Genomic DNA, 21,700 nt, shown 5'->3' on the forward strand with positions numbered 1-21,700 from the left:
AAAATATACCCTTGAGATACTATTTCTTTATGAAAAGAAAAAGACCTTCCCAAGTACTTTGGCAAGGTCTTTCATACTTACAGGTATTCTTTTATCTCTGGTTCATAATACTCTTTACTATGACTGCAGAGGGGACATTTTTCCGGTGGTTCATTACCCTCATGGAGATAACCGCATTCCCGGCACTTCCATTGGATTTTTTCATCCCTTTGCAGCAGCTTATTATTCTCTAGTAATTCCAGCAGCTTTTTAAAACGCTCAGCATGGTGATATTCTACCTGCTGTACCGTGGCAAAAAATTTAGCCGCCTCCTGTTCCCCCTCTTCCTTGGCTATCTGCTCAAACTCGGGGTACATATCCTTCCACTCGTAGGATTCCTTATCAATGGAAGCCAGTAGATTTTCCTTGGTACCCTTGATGCCACCTAACAGTTTTAAAATGACCTCGGCATGTTCCTTTTCATTCCTAGCGGTTTCTTCAAAAACCTCCGCTATTTCGTGCCAGCCTTCCTTACGGGCCACGGAGGCAAAGAAAGTGTAATAATTTCTGGCCATACTTTCCCCGGCAAAGGCTGCCTTTAAATTGTCCACGGTTTTCTTGGTCATATTTGGTACCCCCAGTATTGGTAATATAATACCATTTTTACCAAATGCCACCTAAATCATACAGCACTTGGCACATTAATATTGACCTTCTACCCGTTTTTTCGCTACAATTTATAGTATGTACCAGACTTATGTATAGGAGTGTTAGCTTTGGTTAAAAAGCAAGAAATCGAATTTACCGTTTCCGGCCACGAAGTAGATAAAGATTTAGCCCGTGTGCCCATTAAGGTATCACCGTCACTTCAAGCACTGATTGCTAACCAGCTTGAATTAATGGAAATTGTAGAAAAAGGCCACCCTGACTACACTATTTTTGTGGAGCAGCACCGTATGGAACTGTTGCAAATTGAACAGGAAATAGCCTATGCCTTTAATAACTATGTCCAAAAAAAGGAAAAGGCGCGGGAGAAGAGAGAGCAAAGAAAGTCTTCTCTGGCCACAGAACCACCAACAAGTGAAGAAGAATCTCCCTTTATGGAAGCAGCTTTTTACGGTGGGGAGACCTCTTTACCTACTAAGGATGATCTTCCCTGGGATGATTCACCCAGACAGTCCGCTGAAGAACAAAATATATCCGATCAGGGTTATGTTGATGAAAGGCCACAACCCTCCCTGGACGCCATGGCTGCCAGCATTAGTCCAGGCCTCCCCTCTGCCAAATACGAACCCAGAACTGCTCCGGTGGAACCAAAGCCTGAAGTTGATGTAAGAAGGATTGCCATTGGTGCCGCTATCAAAAGCCTAAGCAAGTTTTTGGGAAGGGAACTGAGCGAGGAAGAAATAGTACAGATTGAAAGCCAGGTTGATTCTTATTTAAAGTAAACGTAAACAGGGAGCGTCGCAGCTCATAAAGCTGCGACGCTCCCTTGCTAGTTACTGTTGATTTGATCTCGCAGGCAATGGTCTTGACCATTCTCCACACAGTCCGATCCATTAGAAACTATATTTTTTATCCTTAGCTGCTTCCTCTTCAACAAGTATCCGCCGCAGAATTTTACCCACGGTGGATTTGGGTAATTCCTTGCGAAACTCGACCCTTTTGGGTACTTTATACTGTGTTAAGTGCTGCCGGCAATACTTGATTATTTCGTCCCTTCTAGCCTCCTCACCCTCATGCAGGACAACAAAGGCCTTTAATACCTCCCCCCTGGTGCGGTCCTTGATTCCAATGACAGCAGCTTCCTTTACCTTGGGGTGGCCATAGATTACTTCTTCTACCTCTCTTGGGTAAATATTATAACCCATACTGATCACCAGATCTTTCTTACGATCCACAATATGGGTGAATCCCTTCTCATCCAGCCGGGCAATATCCCCGGTATGCAACCAGCCATCCCGCAGAACCCTGGCTGTTTCTTCCGGCATCTGCCAATAGCCCTTCATGATTTGTGGTCCCCGAATGCATAACTCGCCAACTGCACCAATGGGTAATTCCTGACTGCCAGTTTCCAGATCAACAATCTTTATTTCCGTGTTGGGCATCGGCAATCCAATAGAACCATCCACTTTCTGGTCATTCAGGGGGTTGCACTGGGTCACCGGAGATGCTTCCGTTAGCCCATATCCCTCAACCAGCTTGGCACCAGTAAAAGCTTCAAACTTTTGTTGTACTTCCGCCGGTAAAGGTGCTCCACCAGACAGGCAGATGCGAATAGAAGAAAGATCGTATTTTTTAACCTCGGGGTTGGCAATGACAGCCACATATAAGGAGGGTACTCCCTGAAAGACTGTGGGCTGATACATGACAATTTGTTTTAGTAAATTCATGGCCTCTAAACGGGGAATTAAAATCATTGTGGAAGCCAAGTAAACAGACAAATTCATACAAGTGGTCATGGCAAAGATATGGAAAAAGGGAAGTACACAGAAAAATCTTTCCTTGCCCTCCTGGCACTCCTTCAACCAGTGCCTGGTTTGAATTGTATTTCCTGCTAGGTTACGATGGGTCAGCATGGCACCCTTTACTACCCCGGTGGTTCCCCCAGTATATTGGAGAACAACAATATCCTCATCTATATCCAGAGCCACCTCTGGTGGGGCTGTCAGGGATTTCACCAGCAGATGTTCAAAGGAAAGGATCTCCTTCACCCCACCATCGCTAACTGTCTGATTAAGATCATTGCCAAGGTCTAGGTACTGCTGCACGCTGGTAGCAATTAAAATCTCTATGGCGGTATCGGGAAGTATCTTCGCCACCTTTGGCTGCAGCTGATCAAGATAAATTAAGGTAGCTGCCCCAGAGTCCTTTAGAATATACGCTAATTCCCTTTCTGTATACATGGGATTCACCATCACTGCAATGGCCCCCAAACGCATGATCGCATAATAAGAAATGACCAGTTGTGGACAGTTGGGCAACAAAATGGCCACACGGTTTCCCTTTTTTATGCCCAGATCACTCAATGCTGTGGCAATACGGTCAACTCTTTCTTTTAATTCAATATAAGTCAGTTCATGGTTTTGAAATATAATGGCGGTGTTATCAGGGTACCGATTGGCCGATTGTACTAAAAAATCATAAAGGGAAACATTCGGAAGGTCTATATATTTGGGTATTCCTTCCGGGTAATGTCTATGCCATAGTTTGCTATTCATTTTGTCACCCTCCTTAAGAACTGGTTAAAATAAAGCCATGGGAATTTTTTCTGTATTAACACCGATTTTTCCTTTAGAAATTATGTCGAAAGAGCATTTTTATCATCACAAAGAGAGTGACTCATCATAAATATTTCCTGTCCGGGGGATGCTATCCTTTATTATCCTTGTAAACAAATCAGAGGTGAAAAATCAATGTGGGATGGCTGGCCAATTTCCAGGGTAATCGTTTTATTTGCAGCGATGGCTTCACTATTAATTTTTATTCAGGTAACTCTTTTTCATTACCGTCAGAATTTTCGTCATTGGGCCATGTGGGGACCTGTATTAACAACGCCCATTATCGGCCTGTTGTTACTGGCTTTGGTTTTCTATAACATTTCCATACTAAAAACTGTCACAGGTATTTTTTGTGCCCTGGGAGTTTTGTCTGGTTTAGTTGGCTTTGGCTTCCATGTAGAAGGTGTTGGTGAACGTGTGGCTGGTTATCGGATGCAAAATTTCCTGGTAGGACCCCCTGTAATACTACCCTTGATGGTGGCGGCCATTAGTACACTGGGCCTTATTGGTCTTTATTGGAGGTACTAGGCTATGGAAGAAAAACGAACCCGTTACCCTTCCTTTGATTTACTAAAGTATCAAGATGAGTGGGATCCCCATACCAGGGAAATTGTGCTTAAGAGGCTGGGGCCCTTTGATCAACCAAAGGTATTAAAAGACGTTGAGGTTAACCTAATTAAAACTATTGCCAGCCATCTGGTGTACGATGACCGGCATGATCTGCTGGATTACATGGTGCATCACATGGACCAAAAACTAACAGCCAAAATGGGTGAGTCCCAACGTAAACCAACCATACCACCAGAAAAACAGTTAATCCAAGAGGGACTAACTGCCATTAACAATTATGCCAAGGGTTCCTATCATCAAAGCTTTACAGAGCTGACTACCGACCAGCAGTTTTCTATCCTTTCCTCCCTTCAGGAGGGACAAATTAAACCTTTACCCGGCTGGGATAAAGAAAAGCAGCAGGCATTATTTAAAAAACTCAGCTCAGAAATTATCAGCGCCTACTTTTCACACCCGATCGTTTGGTCTGAAATTGGCTACGGCGGTCCGGCCTATCCCCGGGGATATGTACGGGTAGAGCAGGGACTTACTGATCCATGGGAGGCCCGGCAAGATGAAAAATAATCATGACTTTGTCACTCATAACTGTGATCATTACGTCGGCCATCGCTACCATGATTTGGACCACCGTAAATATAAAGACGATGCAGATATTTGCATCGTTGGAGCCGGCGCCGCCGGTGGTGTGCTGGCCTATGAACTAAGTAAAGCTGGCTTTAAAGTGGTTGTACTGGAGGCAGGACCCTACTGGAACCCCCAAACAGATTTCGCCAGTGATGAACTGTCCATGAATTCCCTGGGCTGGCAGGACACCCGCCTTTCCACCGGCCAAGATCCCATCAGCTTTGGTCATAACAATTCCGGCCGGGGTGTTGGGGGAGGCACAGTCCACTTTACCGGTGTTTTTCTCCGCTTCCACGCCAGTGATTTTAAAGTTAAGACCCTGGATGGTGTGGCTGAAGATTGGCCCATAACCTATGAGGATTTGGCACCCTACTATGATAAAATTGAACGGGACATAGCCGTTTCCGGCCCCAAGGAATTTCCCTGGGGGGAATTTGCCGGACCTTATCCTTACCCCGTGCGGGAACCAATCAGTGCCAATGCCCAGTTATTTCGCCGGGGTTGCGAAAGGTTGGGCATCCGAAGTGTGGTGACACCTCTGGCTATTCTCTCAGCCCCCTTTGAGGGCCGTCCCCCTTGTATCAACCGAGGGTTTTGTAACCAGGGTTGTCTGCCCAATGCCAAGTTTAGTACCCTTATCCACCATATTCCCAAGGCCATTCAACTGGGAGCAGAGGTCCTAAGTGATTGTATGGTCACCCATCTTGATTTAAACAAAGCAGGCCGGGTAAGCAGCATCACCTTTGTGCATGCTGGCAAGGAATATGCCCAAAGGGCCAGGGTTTTCATCCTTGCCAGCTTTGTGGTAGAAACACCGCGTTTGCTGCTTCATTCGGCCTGTCCCAAGTTTCCCGAGGGCCTAGCCAACAGCAGTGGTCTGGTGGGGAAATGCATTATGCCCCACAGCAGCCATGACCTCTATGCCAAATTTGACCAGGAGGTCAGACTTTATAAGGGTACACCCGTGCTGGCTTCTACCCAGGAATTCTATGAAACGGATCCCGCCAGGGGCTTTGTGCGGGGTTATACCCTACACGCCCACGGTTCCCGGCCGGTGGCCATGGCCAAGGGAATAGCCACCAAGGCTGGCATCTGGGGTAAAGATCTTTACGAAATTATGCGGGACTATAATTATTATGGTCGGGTTACTCTGGTGGGTGAAGTGCTGCCAAACCCAGCCAACACCATTACATTGGGCGATGAGAAGGATGCATATGGCATACCCCGTGCAGTGTCCACCTTTCGCTACGGTGATAATGACAACAAATTAATTGCCCATGCCATGGCCAAAGCCAAGGAAATCATGGAAGCAGTGGGGGGTAAAGCAGCCTTTGTGACACCGGATTCCGCCCACTTGATGGGCGGCACCAGAATGGGTCAGGAGCCTGCCACCTCTGTGGTTGACCCCTTCTGCCGCAGCCATGATATTGCCAATCTATACATTTGCAGTGCCAGTGTCTTTGTCACCTCCGGCGGCGGCAACCCCACCGAAACAGTCATGGCCCTGGCCGCCCGCACCGCAGACCACATCATCGAGCAAGCAAAGACCAGAGCCTACTAGGTATTCAACACTTATGCACCAAAGGGTGCCAGGCACCCTTTGGTGCATAAGTTCCAATGACTTTTCTATTTAAATAAATAAATTTACATCCGATTCTTCCGCCTCTGCTAAATAAGAAGCCACCCCGCCATATTCAATGCCATCAATGAGTTCCTCCGCCTTAATACCCATTAGGTCCATGGACATGGTACAGGCCACCAACCGTACACCACTATCCTTGGCCTGTTGAATTAATTCCTCCAGCGAGGCAACATTTTTCTTCTGCATGATATTCCGAATCATCCTGGGACCCATGCCAACCATATTCATTTTGGATAGTCCCAGCCTTTTGCTGCCCCTTGGCATCATCAAGCCAAACATTCTTTCTATAAAGTTTTTTTCAACCCTGCCCACCACATCTTTTCTAAGGATATTTAGTCCCCAGAAGGTAAAGAACAGAGTCACCTTTCTCCCCATGGCGGCACCACCATTGGCGATGATGAAAGAAGCAATGGCCTTATCTAAATCACTGCTAAAGACAATAATGGATTTGCCGTGGGGAATATCCAGCGGGTTTTGATTATGGGCAGGTACCGACGCCTGAGCATTCCCCTTTTTAATCATCACTCGGTACCCTTTAGCGGTGGATTCGGAGCTAAGCAGGGTGTTTCCTGTCCGTTCACACCAGGCCTTCGCGTCTCTGGGAAAGGAAGGATCCGAGGCCAGAACCTCCAGGACCTCCCCTGTCTGAAGATTTTCCATTTCTTTATAGACCTTCATAATAGGCCCAGGACATTGCAAGCCACAGGCATCCACTTGCACGGTTTTTCCTTCTAGTGTTGCTGTGGGAGAAGGTATATGTTCAAATTTTGTCATTTGCTCATTCAAATCAATACCCTCCGCATATTTATATTGTTCCGCCAAATGCATCTCATAGCCACCACTGAGGTTATATACCTTATACCCCCGCTGGGCCAAAATCCGGTAGGCGATATACCCCCTGAGACCTACTTTACAGTAAATAATAATCTTTTTATCCCTGGGGATTTCCGCCAGTCCCTGTCGAATACTATCCACGGGCATTAGCACTGAGCCTGCTAAATGACCATTATCATATTCTTCTTTGGTGCGAACATCCAGAATCAGATGGTCTTCTCTGGCCAAGCCCTTTAAATCCTCCCAATGCAGGACCTTAACATCGCCTTTCAGGATATTGGCAGCGGTAAAGCCTGCCATATTAACAGGGTCCTTGGCGGAAGAGTAAGGCGGGGCATAGGACAGTTCCAACTCCTCCAGATCATAAACTGTCAGCCCATGTTTGATGGCTGTGGCCAAAACATCAATTCTTTTATCCACACCCTGCCGACCCACAATTTGTGCCCCCAGGATTTTCCCATCGGTGGGTGAGAAAAGAAGCTTCATGGTCAGCATAAAGGCCCCGGGGTAATAGCCCGCATGGGAACCAGAGTGGGTAAAGGATTTTAGATAAGGAATGCCAGCCCTTTGGAGAAGCTTTTCATTATTGCCTGTGGCTGCGGCGGTAATATTAAATACCTTGATAATAGAAGTTCCGAGGGAGCCTAAATATTTGTCCTTGGCCCCACAAATATTATTGGCAGCAATGCGCCCCTGTTTATTGGCTGGGCCTGCTAAGGGAATCAAGGCATTTTGCCCGCTTAGCCGATCCTTTACTTCAATGGCATCACCTACGGCATAAATGGCCTGGTCCGAGGTCCTGAGATATTCATCCACCAGGATGCCGCCCTTGGCCCCAATTTCTAAGCCTGCCTCTTGGGCTAGCTTTGTCTCTGGCCGTACCCCCGCGGCCATAATAACCAGATCCACCCGCTCCTGCCTGCCACTGCCCAATAGGATATCAATTTGCGTCTCACCTTGGAAGCTTTGAACGGCATCCTTTAGTATCAGGTTGATTCCGTTCGCTAGCAATTCCTGCTCTACTATCCGGGCCATTTCTACATCCAAGGGTCCCATCACCTGCTCCGCCGCTTCAATGACCACCACAGCAAGCCCAGCATGTTTAAGATTTTCCGCCATTTCAATGCCAACGTAGCCGCCGCCTATCACAGCAGCCCGTTGGGGCTTCTTTTCCTCAATAAAGCCCTTAATCTTATCTACATCAGCCATGTTTCTCAGGGTATAGATGCCTTGCCGCTGCATCCCCGGTATAGGCGGTAAAATGGGTGCGGCACCGGGAGATAGCAGCAAATAATCATAGCTTTCCCGGTAGGTCTGACCCCCCGCAAGCACTTCGACTTCTTTGCTTTGCCGCAGAATCCTAGTCACTTCACTTTTCACTCGAATATCAATGTTAAACCTTTCCTGCATCCCCTGAACGGTCTGTACCAACAAATTTTCCCGTTCCTGAATAACCCCCCCGAGATAGTAGGGCAAACCACAATTGGCAAAGGAAATGTATTCTCCCCTTTCGAAGAGAATAATTTCTGCACTTTCATCTAGCCTTCTTAGTCTGGCTGCGGCACTGGCCCCGCCGGCAACCCCGCCTATGATTAACACTTTTCTTGGCATCTTGATCAACTCCCGTTTTATATACCCCTAGGGGTATGGGTATTTGTTATAATAAAAATAACACCCTCTACCAGTTAAGTCAACGTTTATTTTAGTGAATTATTGACATCAATTAAAGGAAATTATACACTAATACCATAGGGGGTATGGTAGTAATGCAGGCCAATGTTAATCTTGAATTACAACAGGAGTTAATGAGCCGCTTAAAAAAAATCGAGGGTCAAGTGCGCGGCATCCACAAAATGATTGACCAGAATCGCAGTTGCAGCGATGTAGTGATACAACTTGCCGCCGTTAAGGCCGCCATCAATCGGGTAGGCTTCTCTGTGTTGGCCTGTCATCTAGCCAATTCTATTCAGGAGAACATGGAGCAGGGCAAAGAACTCAATGAATCACTGGATGATTTTATGAAGGTATTTAAAAAGTTTTCTTAACTGTCGGGAAAAGAGCGGGGCAAACATATGGGACATGGGTGAGATAAGGGAACAGGTTGAGACCACTGAAAAAGCCCTGTTTTTTCAGTGGTCTCAACCTGTTCCCTTGTCCCTAGGCTAACCAATACCTACGGGGTAACGGGCTGTGAAGGTAGTGCCCTTGCCTGGTTGGACGGTGAAGGAGATACTCCCTTTGAGGTAGCGTTCTGTAATTAACTTCATGCTGTAAGTTCCCAGGCCTCTGCCACTTCCTTTGGTGGAAAAGAATCTGTCAAATATCTGTAGTTGAACCTCCCTGGGCATTTCCTTGGAATTATTGACCGAAAAATTCAGTTCATTATCCGTTAGGCTGAGTCCTAGGGTTACAACCTCACCTTGCCCCGAAGCCTCTAAGGCATTTTTTACCATGTTGCCCAATACCCTTTTCAAGAGTACAGGGTCACTGACCATCGTAATCTCTTCGGCAACCCCTATAAATTCCAGGGTCACTCCTTGGGCAATGGGCTGCCTGACATACTGATCCATAATACTGTTTAACAATTCCACTGGATCAAAGGGTTCCGGGCTTACCCTTAGCTCGTTATTTTCCGCACTGAGTAAATCCCTTTGGTCGAGGATCTCTTCAATTAAATCCCCGGCTATTTCCTGCAAATCCCTCATCATTTCCTGAACCTTGCCAGGATCTTTGACGGTACTTAATAGTTCTACAATACCCCGAAGACTCCCGGCGGTATTTAAAATATCATGAAAGAAGATGCGCTCCAACGATTTTCTTCGTTTTTCATCACTGATATCGGTAACAAAAATAACAGTAAAATTCTTCTCTTCCAATATCAGGGGTTTAGCAGTAAAAAGCAGTTCCAAAGAAACAAGCTCCCCTTGTCTTTTGACAACCGCCCGGCACTCCATAGCTGCTGCTTGACCTGACAGGGCAGCTAGAATGGCTAAGACAGCGCCACAGGTGGAACAATGCTCACTGGTACCGCAACCAGCTTCATTTTCGAAGGCATGAATACAATCCAACACTTCCCCGGGCCTGGCCCCCAAAACCTTATAAGTGTCTTCGATTTTTAGTGCATCTAATAATGCTTCATTGCAATAAACAATCTGTCTGTACTGATTTAGGATTAGAATAATGTTGGGAAAGGATTCAAAAATCGGGTGCACAGCATAAATTTTATTAACTGTTTCCACCTGTTCCAATACCCTATCCTTTGGTAGCCGAGCAGCCGGGGCAAAATGGGTAAAGTGGTCGTTAAACAATATTTCATTCATCTATCTGACACCTCCTTTAAAATTTGCAAGTCCAAACCTTGCTCCTCTTGTTTTGATACATATTTTTATCTGCAGTATTTATCAATTCATCAAGGCTGCAGGGTAGTTCTGCATCAAAAAAGGCAATCCCAAAACTAAGGGATATACCATATTGCCTGATACCCTTGGCATTGTGACGATTTACGTGATCCATCAGACGAGCTGTTAATTGTGGTACCCTATCTTTTTGGTCACCTAAAACCAGCACGGCAAATTCATCGCCGCCCAGTCGGCTAATGATATCTGATTCCCGAAAGGTTTTGATTAAAATATTTGCGGTATCAATTAACGCCTGATCCCCCTCGTGATGACCAAGCTGGTCATTTATCATTTTCAGCTTATCAAGGTCAACAAAGAACAGCATTAATTTTTCCCCGGCACGTTTGGTCACCTTTAGCTGTTGCTCAGTCAAAGTGATAAATCCCCGCCTGTTATACAAACCGGTTAACTCATCACGCAGGGATAGATTACGCAATTTCTCCCTTAATTGTACATTTTCCGTAACGTCCCGTAGGGAAGCAAGATAAGCGTTTTTTCCTTCCCAGTTTATTTCCACCACATGCATTTCAGCCACCAGCCGGTCTTTATTCAACCGCTCAATGGTGACTTCCTTTTTTTCTCCTGAGGCCATACTATATTTAAAGGGCTGATCCATTATTTCCTTGGCTGAACACCCAAAGAGGGTTTCTGCAGCAGGGTTAACATAACACATCACACCCTGACAGTCAGCCACCACCATCGCATCACTGTTTTTTTCCAAAATTGTGCGGTAATTGTGTTCAAGTATTTTAATTTTATTTAAAGCATCCTTTAGCTGGTTATTGGACTGTTCCAATTCCAGATTCTTTTGCACAGCATTTTCGAAGGTAGAAAGCAGCAGGTCGATAATCTGCATCCGCTCGGAGGTAAGGAAATGCTTTTGCCCCTCAAAGAAAACCTCCATACCCATTTCTGTACTGCCGCAACGTCTCAATTCCTGATTAATTAAGATGTGACGTATGCGTGAGAGTAAAAATTGTTCATTAAAGGGCTTCGTCACAAAGTTATCTGCACCACAGGATAAACCCTTAATAACATCCTTGGCATCGGAGAGTCCGGTCAGCAAAATAACGGGTATACCCTTAAGACCTTCGTTTGTTTTAACCGCTTTACAGAGATCATAGCCATCCATTTCCGGCATAATTATATCACTGATGATGATGCTGGGTTTATTGCTGCTTATATAGTCAAGGGCCTGTACCCCATTATAGGTCACATGAACTTGATAGCCGTTTTGTTCCAGAATATAGCGCAGTTGTTCCGCTTGGGTGCGACTGTCCTCTACCACTAGAATCTTTACTTTATTATTCAACTTTGTCCCTCCAAACCCAAGTTAATTAGTTAAAACCTTGCTCAGATGAACCAGTCACCAATTCCTTTAAGGTTAAAGCAATTGCTTCTGGGGATAGGACATAGGCAGCAGCTCCAATTCGGATGGCCTCCCCGGGCATACCAAAAATAACGCAGCTTTCTTTATTTTGGGCGATGGTAATTGCCTGTCTTTCCCGCATGATCTTTAACCCTTGGGCACCATCTTCGCCCATGCCAGTCAAGAGTATGCCCACCGCAGAGGAGCCAAAGGCCTTACTGACAGAGCGAAACAAAAAGGAAACCGCTGGACGAATATTCTTTTCCGGTGCCTCCTTTGAAAGCACCAGTCGGCCATTGGATTGTATTCCTAAATGAAAATTATCCGGTGCAAAGTAGACATGCCCCGGCAGGGCATATTCCCCGTGGTAAGCGATGTGAATTGGCATGACTGTGGTTTGGTTTAACCAATCAACTAACCCCTTTAAAAATCCCGTAGTAATATGCTGGACAACCAAAATGGGTGCTGGAAAATCGGCCGGTAGTTGAGAGAAAATTTCTTTAAGCACCAGAGGACCACCTGTGGAAGCACCAATGGCAATGCATTTAATTCTTTTTCCGATATTTTTAGGCCTTATTTGGGGAGGTGATGTCTTTAGGGGTAGTGACAACCTTTTCGTTCGCACCTTGACTCTGGCAATGGATTTGATCGTTTGGATCAGCCTTTTACTTTTTTCAGCAAATTCCCGGTGACCAATTCCCGGTGGTGCCTCCTCCACTGCCACTGCACCTGCCTCGAGGGCCTGGAAGGTCATGGCTAGGTTTTCCTTTTGATAATGAGAGCTAACAATGATAATCGGTACAGGGGCTTCTTCTAAAATCCTTCTGGTTGCTTCAAAGCCATTCATACCGGGCAGTTCAATATCCATTGTGATTACGTTGGGCTGATACTTCTTAGCAAAAACCACCGCATCCAAACCAGTACTTACAGTACCAATTACCTTTATTTCCGCATCGGACCTAAGTATATGCTCCAGCAAACTTTGCACAACTGGTGAATCTTCAACAATTAAGACCTTAATCATTTTTGGTTACCCCGCTATTTTATATAAGTCTATTAATAACTGCCAGCAAATCACTATGGTCAAAGCTACTTTTAACAATATATGCGTTGGCACCAACATCAATACCCCGCTCCCGATCTGCCCTTGAATCAAGACTGGTGACTAAAATAACCGGAAGATGTGCTAGTTTTTCATCGGACCTGATCTTACTAGTCAGGTCAAAGCCATTCAGTCTTGGCATTTCCACATCCGAAACAACCAAGTTAAACTCCCCTGTCTTCAAGGTTGTTAATGCATCCACTCCGTCCACTGCAGTGGTTACACGATAACCAGCCGATTCCACAATGTTTTTCAGCAGCATGCGGGAGGTTATGGAATCCTCCACAAGCAGTACAGATTTTCTTTGGTCCGTCTGCCCTGGCTCATTGGTCACCGCCTTTGACTTGTGCGTGGGATGTTTTATGGCCGACTTAAGCAAGTCCTGGACATTTAGTATAGGTACAACTTGCCCGGAGCCAAGTACCGTGGCACCACTGATATTTCTTACCCGTCTAAGCTGCTTACCCAATGACTTGACCAGTACCTCTTGCTCACTGATGATTTCATCCACCTGAAAGGCCATCTGTTTTTGGGCTGTACTGATAACAATTATTTTTAAACGTTCGGTATTTTTTAGCTGTGCCCCTTGACAGGGTAGTTCCAAAACCTCAGACAATTTTATCAGGGGTATAGCCTGCCCATTGATCGCTAGGGTTTCCCGGTTTTCCACGGTTTTGATGCTTTCCTCTTTTACCCGCAGCGCTTGATTTATCCCCGAAGAAGGCACAATAAAATTTTGCCCTTCAGCCTTCACCAGTGTGCCACGAAAGGTAGAGATATTTACAGGTAGCAGTAATCGGAAGGTAGTACCCACAGTCCGTGCTGTCTCTACTTTGATTTCCCCGCCAAGGTTTGCCACCTTTTCTTGAACAATGGCCAGCCCCAGCCCCCTGCCGGAGATATCGGTAATAATAGGGCTAGTGGACACTTCCGATAGGAAGATGAGATCTAATAGTTCTTCATTCACCAACTGGCCCTCCGGTTGCTTTGTTAATAAGCCACCTCTGACCGCTGCCTCTTTAACTTGATCCAGATTGATTCCTGCCCCGTCATCACCGATAATTATTTCAACCCTGTTGCCCCCCACCTGGGTAACCGATATATTGAGCAGTCCCCGGCGTGTTTTGCCAACTCTCTCACGCACTTCCGGTGTTTCAATACCATGATCAATGCAATTCCGTACAATATGTAAAATAGGGTCCTTTAATTGTTCTAAAATACGTTTGTCTACCTCAACTTCTAAACCCTGCAGGGTCAGGTTTACTTCCTTGCCCTGGGACCTAGACAAATCCCGGACAACCTTTGGTATGTTATGAAAAAGGGTAGCCACCGGCTGCATCAGGGTTTTTTTAACTTGCTTCAAAAGATGATCGACACTGCCGGATATATATCGCTGGTTATGCTCGGATAGTTTCTTGATGGTCTTGGTATCTTTGTCTAGATGTTTAATAAAATCAATTTCCCTTTCATAAACCTCCAGCAAAGCCGCAAAGGATTTAAGCAGCTCACTGCTATCACCCAGGGGGTAGCCTTTGTCCATTATTTTCCGGGCCCTTCGCATAAGGGGGGTTAATTTAAACAATTCCCTTTGCCTGGTCTTTACATTGTCAGTTACTTGCCTAAGCTCTGCTACAAGCTGGGCTGCCGCAAGTTTAGTTGGGAGTAATTCCTCCGCCAGATAAAGAATTTCATCTAGTTTTGTAGTGGAAATGCGGATGCTTTTATCCGTATTTATGTTTTGACATTGGTTATTCGGTATGCCCTGATCAAGGGGTCCCTGCTGAACTACTGGCTCTGTGATCACGGTTGCCGGGGTCTCAGGGGGAATAACTATTTCCATCGTGCTAAGACCAATTTCTTCCTTGTTTCCTTCCTTTTGTGCTTCCTTTGACAGGGGTTCTTCCAGGCCCTGTAAGGTTTGCACCAATTCAAAAATTGCAGTTTGATTACCTGCAGGATTGGCTAAGGCACTGGTCATAACATCTAGGCTTTTATGCAATATGTCAAATAATTCTAGTGTTAAATTGATTTCCTTTCGTTTCAGAAGGGCTAGGATGTTTTCTAGGGCGTGGCAAATAGACTCAATATCTGTAATATTGACCGATCGGGCTGCCCCTTTCAAGCTGTGGGCTTCACGAAAAATTGTTTCTACAATTTTTTCCTGAACCTCTGGTGGGGGTTGCCCTTCCAGTTGGAGCAGACCCGAAGACATAACCTTTATCCTTTCTTCGGCTTCAACAAAAAACATTCTTTTGAGTCGTTGAAAAAATTCATCCTCTTTCCTGCTAGTCATAAAAATCTCCCTACTATAACTTATAGCTTTGCACCAACTGCCTCAGCTCCCTGCCCATCTCGGCCAAGCTTTGGGCAGTTAGCTCCAATTGCCTAGCACCGTCAGCATTTTGCCCGCTGGCCTGTTGAATGCTTTCCATTGCTAAGGCCACTTGATCCATGCCGACAAACTGTTGTTGCACGGAGGCTGCAATCTGCACAACGGACTGGGCGGCTTCGGAAATGGTTTTGGTCATTATTTTTATGGATTCCCCAGCCTCGGCGGATTGCTTTACCCCATCCTCCACTACCTTATAACCCTGTTCGGTTGCCATAACTGCCGAACTGGTAGCCTTCTGAATCTCATTTAAGATACTGCGCACCTGGGAGGTGGCCTGTTTAGATTGTTCCGCCATACTTTTGATCTCCTGGGCCACCACCACAAATCCAATACCCTGATCCCCAGCCTTGGCGGCTTCTATGGAGGCATTCACTGCCAGTAAATTGGACTGTTCTGCCAGGTCATCCACTGTGGAAATAATCTCTCCAATGGCTTGGCTTTGTTCACTGAGTCTGATAATACCCTCAGCAATCAGTTCCATTTTCTCCTTAATTCTGTTCATGCCCTGCACGGTTTCATCCACAGATCTTTGGCCATTTTGCGAAACATGCACCGCCTTCTGCGCAATTTGCGATACATACTGGGCCTTTTCATTGGAGAGTTGGGCGGTTTGTTTGACTTCTTCCATGGTGGTGGTGGTCTCACTCACAGCCGAAGCTGTTTCATGGGCACCGGTAACAAATTGTGAAGTGGAGGCGGAAATTTCACCCGCTGAAACAACCAGCACCTCAACTCCTGTGGCAACCTTACCGATTTCTTCCCTAAGGTTTGTGCTCATCTGATTTATTGTCCTTAGAAGATGGCCCAGTTCATCCCTTCTGTCCTCCATGGACACATCTACGGTTATATCGCGATTCGATATGCGTTCGGCAACCTCTACCACCTGCTTAAGGGGTTTCTGAATATTTTTCGTGATCATGATACCCAGGCCAAGGGAAACACCTAAACCCAGTAGTATGGTTAGGATCATATTTCTTTCAGCAGTATTTGCATTTAGAATGTTGGCCTCGGATTTTTCTTTCGCCTGGGTTACCTTGATGTCCATGATTTTTTGTAAGTCTGCATCAATATTCTGGGCCAGACGATAACCATCGCCATGGTAGATTGATTCCATTGCTTCTGCATCCTTTTTGTTTAAGGCATGATCAATTATTTGATCCCTTATGACATTGAATTTCTCGATATTTGCCCTGACCTCGGTAAGCTTCTGACTGACTTCTTTGGCATCCATGGTTTTCTCTAATTTAGCCAGTTCATCATTTATCTTACCATCCAATTCATAAATCGCATCTCTGTATTTGGCATCATGGGTATTAACAATATCCCTCAGACAGACGCGTATTCTTTGGAAGGAAATTGCTGCAACACAAATTTCACTTAAAGGTTGGGTGTTAACTTGGTACAGCTCGAAGTCCCTCTGTTTGATTTGATTAAGATTATAAACCGCAATATATCCTAAGATAGCCGTAAAGAACGTTACAAATGTGAACACAGCCAATAACTTGGTGCCAATCTTAAAATTATTTAACCATTTCACTGCTTTTCCCCCTTTAGAAAAGTTTCCTTACTATATAACCTCTTCATCCACGATAATTCTTTTGTCAGAAAGGATTTTTTCTCCTGCCAAAACAATAAGCCGCTCAACCGTAACGCCCCTTTGGTATGCCAGTTGTAGGCCTGTTAGAGTATTAAGGGGCGGGCCAATTGCAGCAATGGGTAATGGTCCTGAGCCAGTTATTTCGTCAACCAGCATACCGAATTCCATGTCAGGAGAGTGAAGCAAAATTACCTTTGGTAATTTGTTTTCTCCTCCTTGGGGCAAATTGAATAATTTTTTCAAATCCACAATGGAATGAATTTGTCCCCGTACATTTACTACCCCCAAAACAAAATCAGGTGTACAGGGCAAAGGTGTTAATTCCCTGAGGGGAAATACTTCTCGAATATACTTTGATTCGATGGCATACTGCTCCCCTGACAGGGTAAATCGCACCACCTCGATGCAGACCTCTTTGTCCGACCCTTGGCTTTCCTGTGCCAGCCGTTCTGCCCTTAACTTCAATATTTTTTTCTTTTCTTCCTGTAAGGGGATGGCAGTGGTGGTTTGAGCCTTAAGCAGGCTTTTTTTAACTTTTTCCCACGTGTTACTTTTTTTATCTTGCTCCATGGATTAACTCCTTTGTAAGGATGACTCGATGATCTCTTTGAGCCTACCGGCTGTGAGTCCCTGGAACTCCGGTAGTATTTCTTCCGCTTGATAATTTTTAAGGAGAATGAGTGTATTTTCAAAGTATTTTTTTGATTCTTTGTCTTTACCTATTTGCTTATAAAGATTTGCCATTGAAAAATGAGCCGATAAAAAATCGGGGTTAAGGTAAATGGCTTTCATCAGAGACTGAATGGCTAAGGCCACTTTACCCTGCTCCTGGAGTATCGTTGCCAACAGAAAATGAAAATCCGCCCCAAATTTATGCTGGCTAATTGCCCTGTTGCACCAATCCTCCGCCTTTATCAGCTCGCCAAGGTTTGCATAGGCTTTGGCCAGCAGGGCCATTGCTTTGGCTGAGTCAGTATGATTTACCCTTGCCAAGCTTTCTTGCAATCGATCAATAACTTCATCATATTGTCCCATAACAAATAGTTTCTGGGCTGCCTGGTAAATGTCATCGTTTTCTCGTGCTGCCTTAGGCGAAAATTCTACTGCTTCAACCGGGCCCTGAGGCTCAAAATTATTTGCTGGCTCTTGGTACTTTCGATCAAAATTAGGTACATCATTAGGGGGGAGACTTGTGCATCTTAGAAAAGGTTCCCCTTCATCCAAGGTAAACTGATTTAGTGAAGCCTTTTTATAAAGGACCAATCCCGGAAAATGAAGGGGTGTAAATTGTTCTTCCGAAACCTGGGGTATTTCACTGGGGGCAACAATCAATAAACCATCCGGTGCCAGGCAATGATAAAATTTTTGGATTACCATTTTCCTTAAATCAGGCACCAAATACATCAAGACATTACGGCATATAATCATATCTGCCAGGGGGTATTGGTCCCTAACTAGATTAAGATAGGAAAAACTTACTTTATCCTTAATCCTTGGGCATACCTCGTAGTGTCCTTTTGCTGCGGCAATAAAATATCTATTCTTTACCCATGCCGGTGTGTCTCGGAAGGACCAGTTCGTATATACCCCTGTCATTGCTTTTTTTAACGAAGCGAGATTGATATCCGTTGCGGTGATTGAAGTAAATCCTTCTTTAGGCCTGCCAAACATTTCATCTAATAAAATAGCAATGGAATAGGGTTCCTCACCGGTACTGCAGCCGGCACTCCAAATCCTTAGGGGTTGTTTCCTTCCCCTGATTAATTTTGGCAATATCAACTGCTCCAAATTCTGAAACAACATTTTATCCCTAAAAAAATACGTTTCTCCGATGGTCAGGTATTGTACCAAGATATCCATTCTTTCCTTAATTATGGGGTGGGCTATTAAATCCTTGATGCAGTCTTCTGCACTGCTGTAGCCAAACTCAGGATATACTGTCAGAAGCACTCTTTCCAGTTGATTCAATCTATTTCTGGCAAAATGTAGCCCTGTATAATCTGCCACGACTTCACTGAATCTTGCCAAAAGTGTTTCGGAAATATTTGGTTTCATTCGTTCATACTCCCATTGACATATTCGTCAAGTAATCTTTCTTCCGTGGCGGAAAGTAATTCTTCTGGGTCTACGATTAAAATCATACCATCGGCAAGTTTAAGAACCCCATTTATTAACGCCACTCGATCAAGAAACTTATCTGCATCTACAACCCCATGCCAGTCTTTCTCAACGACCTCGGCAACTTCATTGGCAATCAGGGCCACCTGGCGTTTTTCAGTTTGTATAATAATAAACCGATCATTTATATCGATTTCACGCTGGGCTAATTTAAACAGGCTATAACTATTAACCACAGGTGTAATCCAGCCCTGTATGTTGATGAGGCCCATCATATTATGGCCCCTGGGAATGGGGGTAACCTCAACGGCCCTGATCACCCGCTCAACATGGGCAAGCTTAATGGCAAACCGCTGCCCCTGGATCATAAATATAAGATATTTCATAAATTATCCCCTCTGACATGATTCATCAGGAAATCAATAGATAGCTTTAATTTCAACAAATAAAGGGTTCTTCCTGCAAACTATGGTTAAACTTAAAAACCTTTTCCTAAGAAAATAGGCTAGTAACATAGAGAACTTTATGCTTGACAAATAGCCAATCCTATAATACTATGAATTCAATTTAATAAATAAACCAATGAATAAGAAGAGTAAGAAAGTTTTAGCCTTGACAGAGAGTCGCAGCTGGTGGGATTGCGATATGGTGGACTTTACTGAATGGACTTATGAGGGCAGGCCGAAATATTTTTTAGAGTAGGCCTTGACGAGAGCTCAGCTCGTTACAAAGTGAGAATGTATGTCAGTACATTATAAAGTGGGTCTTTGGACCAATTTGGGTGGTACCGCAGGATTTAACTCTTGTCCCTAAGCAGGGATAAGAGTTTTTTTATTTTTATATGTTAATTTGAGGAGGATAAGGAAATGAAAAAATCAATTAAGCGATTTTTAGTCGGGTTATGCTGTGCCACATTGTTTACAGGGGTTTTAGCAGGTTGTTCTTCATCAACGAAAGAACCAGCCACTACCACTGGCGGATCAGAAAAAATGTATCAAATAGGTATTACCCAAATTGCCGACCACCCATCCCTGGATAATTGCCGTACAGGCTTTATTGAGGGTCTTCAGGCCGAAGGTTTTATTGAAGGAAAAAATGTAACCTTTGATTACAAGAGTGCCAAGGGTGAAATAGCTACGGCAAACACCATTGCCACCAGCTTTGTTGGCAACAATTATGACTTGATTTGCGCCATTGCCACTCCTTCTGCCCAAACAGCCTATACTGCCGCCACCGAGAAAAAAATACCCGTCGTTTTCACCGCTGTTTCCGATCCCGTGGCTGCTAAGCTGGTCAACTCCCTGGAAAAACCAGGCAAAGGCTCAACTGGCACCAGTGATGTTATTCCCGTGGAACAACAACTGGAAATGATCCGAGCCTTCATGCCAGAAGCGCAAAAAATAGGTATTTTGTATAACACCAGTGAACCCAATTCCGCCACCCAAATTGCCATGTACGAAGCTGCGGCGGCAAAATATAATTTTGAGATTGTTAAAGTTGGTGTGGCAGCACAGGCTGACATTCCCATGGCCACCGATAACATTTTGTCCAAGGTAGACTGCCTAACCAACCTGACGGATAACCTGGTTGTCTCTAACCTGCAAACGGTGTTAGGCAAAGCCAATGCCAAGCAAATTCCTGTATTTGGCTCTGAAGAAGAACAGGTCAAAAATGGCTGCTTAGCCTCCCAGGGTATCGATTATGTCGAGCTTGGCAAACAAACCGGCAAAATGGCTGCCAGGGTTTTAAAGGGCGAGGACATTAACAATATAGCAGTAGAAACGATTAAAGAAAGTAAATTAGTTGTTAACGAGAAAGCCTTACAGACCTTGGGCCTTACATTACCAGAAAAACTTAAAGCTACCGCACAAATTATCAAATAACAGGCGGAACCTAGCGGAGGCATAAACATGTTTGAAATTATCATCGGGGTTTTTGAACAGGGCCTAATCTACGGCATTATGGCCCTTGGTGTCTATATCAGCTATAAGATATTGAATTTCCCAGACCTGACGGTTGACGGCAGTTTCCCCCTTGGGGCTGCCGTTACCGCCGTTTTACTTACCGCAGGGGTCAACCCCTGGCTGGCACTGGTCTTTTCTTTTCTAGCAGGCATTTTGGCTGGTCTAATGACTGGCATCATCCATGTGAAATTTAAGGTTACAGACCTTTTATCCGGTATTCTTTTAATGACCGCACTTTATTCCGTAAACTACCGCATAGCCGGTAAAAAGGCCAATATACCCATTTTTGATAGTAATACCATCTTTAATAGCGGCGTGGCAAAGCTTTTTCCCCCCGTACTGTCTGGTTTTATCGTCCTTATTATTGTATTTATGGTTGCCCTTTTAATGAAGTTTATCTTGGATTGGTATCTTAACACAAAATCCGGCTTCTTACTTAGGGCCACTGGTGACAATAAACAATTTGTCACCTCCCTGGCTAAGGATTATGGCACTGTAAAAATTATTGGCCTGGCCATTTCCAATGCCTTTGTGGCCCTGGCCGGCTCAGTTGTCTGCCAGCAGCAAAAGCTATTTGATATCTCCATGGGTACCGGAACAATCGTCATGGGACTGGCAGCGGTTATTATCGGCTTAAATGTATTTAAACCGATGAAATTTCTCAAAGCAACAACGATGGTCATCGGTGGCTCAATTATTTACAAAGCCTGTATTGCCATGGCCTTTGAGGTGGGCTTCGACAATGCCGACATTCGTCTTATTACAGCGGTATTATTCCTAATTGCACTGATTGCTAATGGAAAAGTACTTAAAACTCGGGAGGAATGAAA

General features: G+C 44.8%; 18 protein-coding genes and 1 other annotated feature. Of the genes, 7 read left to right on the forward strand and 11 right to left on the reverse strand.

The window, feature by feature from the left end; all coding sequences use genetic code 11:
• Positions 1-77 precede the first annotated feature (77 nt).
• The gene (locus V6C11_RS13570) at positions 78-605 is read right to left on the reverse strand and encodes a rubrerythrin family protein (protein WP_333531732.1); all 528 of its coding nucleotides are present in this window, start codon (positions 603-605) and stop codon (positions 78-80) included.
• Positions 606-755: 150 nt separating this feature from the next.
• On the opposite strand from V6C11_RS13570, the gene V6C11_RS13575 reads away from it, so the two are divergent.
• Positions 756-1,427, forward strand: coding sequence for a hypothetical protein (locus V6C11_RS13575; RefSeq protein WP_333531733.1), 672 nt, complete (start codon positions 756-758; stop codon positions 1,425-1,427).
• Between the two features lie 111 nt (positions 1,428-1,538).
• On the opposite strand, the gene V6C11_RS13580 is transcribed toward V6C11_RS13575, so the two are convergent.
• Complete coding sequence (locus V6C11_RS13580; protein WP_333531734.1) at positions 1,539-3,200, reverse strand: long-chain-fatty-acid--CoA ligase; 1,662 nt, start codon at positions 3,198-3,200, stop codon at positions 1,539-1,541.
• Between the two features lie 195 nt (positions 3,201-3,395).
• Between V6C11_RS13580 and V6C11_RS13585 the strand changes: the two genes are divergently transcribed.
• The 3 genes from V6C11_RS13585 to V6C11_RS13595 are packed head-to-tail and all read left to right on the forward strand — an operon-like array spanning position 3,396 to position 6,015.
• Entirely contained in the window at positions 3,396-3,788 is a 393-nt protein-coding gene (locus V6C11_RS13585) for a hypothetical protein (protein ID WP_333531735.1), read from the forward strand.
• A 3-nt stretch (positions 3,789-3,791) separates the two neighbouring features.
• A complete protein-coding gene (locus V6C11_RS13590; RefSeq protein WP_333531736.1) occupies positions 3,792-4,394 on the forward strand; it encodes a gluconate 2-dehydrogenase subunit 3 family protein in 603 nt (200 codons plus the stop codon).
• Entirely contained in the window at positions 4,384-6,015 is a 1,632-nt protein-coding gene (locus V6C11_RS13595; RefSeq protein ID WP_333531737.1) for a GMC family oxidoreductase, read from the forward strand. Before V6C11_RS13590 ends, V6C11_RS13595 begins: the two co-directional genes overlap by 11 nt.
• Positions 6,016-6,084: 69 nt before the next feature.
• Here the strand turns inward: V6C11_RS13595 and V6C11_RS13600 are convergent, their stop codons facing one another.
• Positions 6,085-8,541, reverse strand: a complete 2,457-nt coding sequence (locus V6C11_RS13600) for a DsrE/DsrF/DrsH-like family protein (protein WP_333531738.1) — start codon at positions 8,539-8,541, stop codon at positions 6,085-6,087.
• A 146-nt stretch (positions 8,542-8,687) separates the two neighbouring features.
• Here V6C11_RS13600 and V6C11_RS13605 point away from each other — a divergent pair, with 146 nt between their 5' ends.
• Positions 8,688-8,975, forward strand: a complete 288-nt coding sequence (locus V6C11_RS13605; RefSeq protein ID WP_333531739.1) for a metal-sensitive transcriptional regulator — start codon at positions 8,688-8,690, stop codon at positions 8,973-8,975.
• Positions 8,976-9,092: 117 nt separating this feature from the next.
• Here the strand turns inward: V6C11_RS13605 and V6C11_RS13610 are convergent, their stop codons facing one another.
• Genes V6C11_RS13610 through V6C11_RS13645 form a run of 8 tightly spaced genes read right to left on the reverse strand, consistent with a single transcriptional unit; the run spans position 9,093 to position 19,292 of the window.
• Positions 9,093-10,250, reverse strand: a complete 1,158-nt coding sequence (locus V6C11_RS13610; RefSeq protein WP_333531740.1) for a PAS domain-containing sensor histidine kinase — start codon at positions 10,248-10,250, stop codon at positions 9,093-9,095.
• Between the two features lie 16 nt (positions 10,251-10,266).
• A complete protein-coding gene (locus V6C11_RS13615; protein ID WP_333531741.1) occupies positions 10,267-11,640 on the reverse strand; it encodes a diguanylate cyclase in 1,374 nt (457 codons plus the stop codon).
• A gap of 25 nt (positions 11,641-11,665) precedes the next feature.
• Positions 11,666-12,721 carry a chemotaxis-specific protein-glutamate methyltransferase CheB gene (gene cheB, locus V6C11_RS13620; RefSeq protein WP_333531742.1) on the reverse strand — a complete coding sequence of 352 codons (1,056 nt, stop codon included), beginning with the start codon at positions 12,719-12,721 and terminating at the stop codon, positions 11,666-11,668.
• Between the two features lie 19 nt (positions 12,722-12,740).
• The gene (locus tag V6C11_RS13625) at positions 12,741-15,092 is read right to left on the reverse strand and encodes a hybrid sensor histidine kinase/response regulator (protein ID WP_333531743.1); all 2,352 of its coding nucleotides are present in this window, start codon (positions 15,090-15,092) and stop codon (positions 12,741-12,743) included.
• A gap of 13 nt (positions 15,093-15,105) precedes the next feature.
• On the reverse strand, positions 15,106-16,728 hold the full coding sequence (locus V6C11_RS13630; RefSeq protein WP_333531744.1) for a methyl-accepting chemotaxis protein: 1,623 nt from the start codon (positions 16,726-16,728) through the stop codon (positions 15,106-15,108).
• A gap of 30 nt (positions 16,729-16,758) precedes the next feature.
• The gene (locus V6C11_RS13635) at positions 16,759-17,358 is read right to left on the reverse strand and encodes a chemotaxis protein CheW (protein ID WP_333531745.1); all 600 of its coding nucleotides are present in this window, start codon (positions 17,356-17,358) and stop codon (positions 16,759-16,761) included.
• Between the two features lie 3 nt (positions 17,359-17,361).
• Entirely contained in the window at positions 17,362-18,843 is a 1,482-nt protein-coding gene (locus tag V6C11_RS13640) for a CheR family methyltransferase (RefSeq protein WP_333531746.1), read from the reverse strand.
• Entirely contained in the window at positions 18,840-19,292 is a 453-nt protein-coding gene (locus tag V6C11_RS13645) for a chemotaxis protein CheW (RefSeq protein ID WP_333531747.1), read from the reverse strand. Before V6C11_RS13645 ends, V6C11_RS13640 begins: the two co-directional genes overlap by 4 nt.
• Before the next feature lie 187 nt (positions 19,293-19,479).
• Positions 19,480-19,720: a binding site (T-box leader), on the forward strand.
• A 52-nt stretch (positions 19,721-19,772) separates the two neighbouring features.
• Between V6C11_RS13645 and V6C11_RS13650 the strand changes: the two genes are divergently transcribed.
• On the forward strand, positions 19,773-20,789 hold the full coding sequence (locus V6C11_RS13650; protein ID WP_333531748.1) for an ABC transporter substrate-binding protein: 1,017 nt from the start codon (positions 19,773-19,775) through the stop codon (positions 20,787-20,789).
• Between the two features lie 27 nt (positions 20,790-20,816).
• Entirely contained in the window at positions 20,817-21,698 is an 882-nt protein-coding gene (locus V6C11_RS13655) for an ABC transporter permease (protein WP_333531749.1), read from the forward strand.
• Positions 21,699-21,700: the final 2 nt, after the last annotated feature.

The organism is Desulfotomaculum sp. 1211_IL3151 (genome assembly GCF_036763075.1).
Taxonomy (GTDB): domain Bacteria; phylum Bacillota; class Desulfotomaculia; order Desulfotomaculales; family Desulfotomaculaceae; genus Desulfotomaculum.

Excerpts from the sequence above, each read along its gene's own strand:
- V6C11_RS13570 (WP_333531732.1), bottom strand. The coding sequence starts at position 605 with ATGACCAAGAAAACCGTGGACAATTTAAAGGCAGCCTTTGCCGGGGAA.
- V6C11_RS13580 (WP_333531734.1), bottom strand. The coding sequence starts at position 3,200 with ATGAATAGCAAACTATGGCATAGACATTACCCGGAAGGAATACCCAAA.
- V6C11_RS13585 (WP_333531735.1), top strand. The coding sequence starts at position 3,396 with ATGTGGGATGGCTGGCCAATTTCCAGGGTAATCGTTTTATTTGCAGCG.
- V6C11_RS13590 (WP_333531736.1), top strand. The coding sequence starts at position 3,792 with ATGGAAGAAAAACGAACCCGTTACCCTTCCTTTGATTTACTAAAGTAT.
- V6C11_RS13595 (WP_333531737.1), top strand. The coding sequence starts at position 4,384 with ATGAAAAATAATCATGACTTTGTCACTCATAACTGTGATCATTACGTC.
- V6C11_RS13600 (WP_333531738.1), bottom strand. The coding sequence starts at position 8,541 with ATGCCAAGAAAAGTGTTAATCATAGGCGGGGTTGCCGGCGGGGCCAGT.
- V6C11_RS13605 (WP_333531739.1), top strand. The coding sequence starts at position 8,688 with ATGGTAGTAATGCAGGCCAATGTTAATCTTGAATTACAACAGGAGTTA.
- V6C11_RS13610 (WP_333531740.1), bottom strand. The coding sequence starts at position 10,250 with ATGAATGAAATATTGTTTAACGACCACTTTACCCATTTTGCCCCGGCT.
- cheB (WP_333531742.1), bottom strand. The coding sequence starts at position 12,721 with ATGATTAAGGTCTTAATTGTTGAAGATTCACCAGTTGTGCAAAGTTTG.
- V6C11_RS13625 (WP_333531743.1), bottom strand. The coding sequence starts at position 15,092 with ATGACTAGCAGGAAAGAGGATGAATTTTTTCAACGACTCAAAAGAATG.
- V6C11_RS13635 (WP_333531745.1), bottom strand. The coding sequence starts at position 17,358 with ATGGAGCAAGATAAAAAAAGTAACACGTGGGAAAAAGTTAAAAAAAGC.
- V6C11_RS13640 (WP_333531746.1), bottom strand. The coding sequence starts at position 18,843 with ATGAAACCAAATATTTCCGAAACACTTTTGGCAAGATTCAGTGAAGTC.
- V6C11_RS13645 (WP_333531747.1), bottom strand. The coding sequence starts at position 19,292 with ATGAAATATCTTATATTTATGATCCAGGGGCAGCGGTTTGCCATTAAG.
- V6C11_RS13650 (WP_333531748.1), top strand. The coding sequence starts at position 19,773 with ATGAAAAAATCAATTAAGCGATTTTTAGTCGGGTTATGCTGTGCCACA.
- V6C11_RS13655 (WP_333531749.1), top strand. The coding sequence starts at position 20,817 with ATGTTTGAAATTATCATCGGGGTTTTTGAACAGGGCCTAATCTACGGC.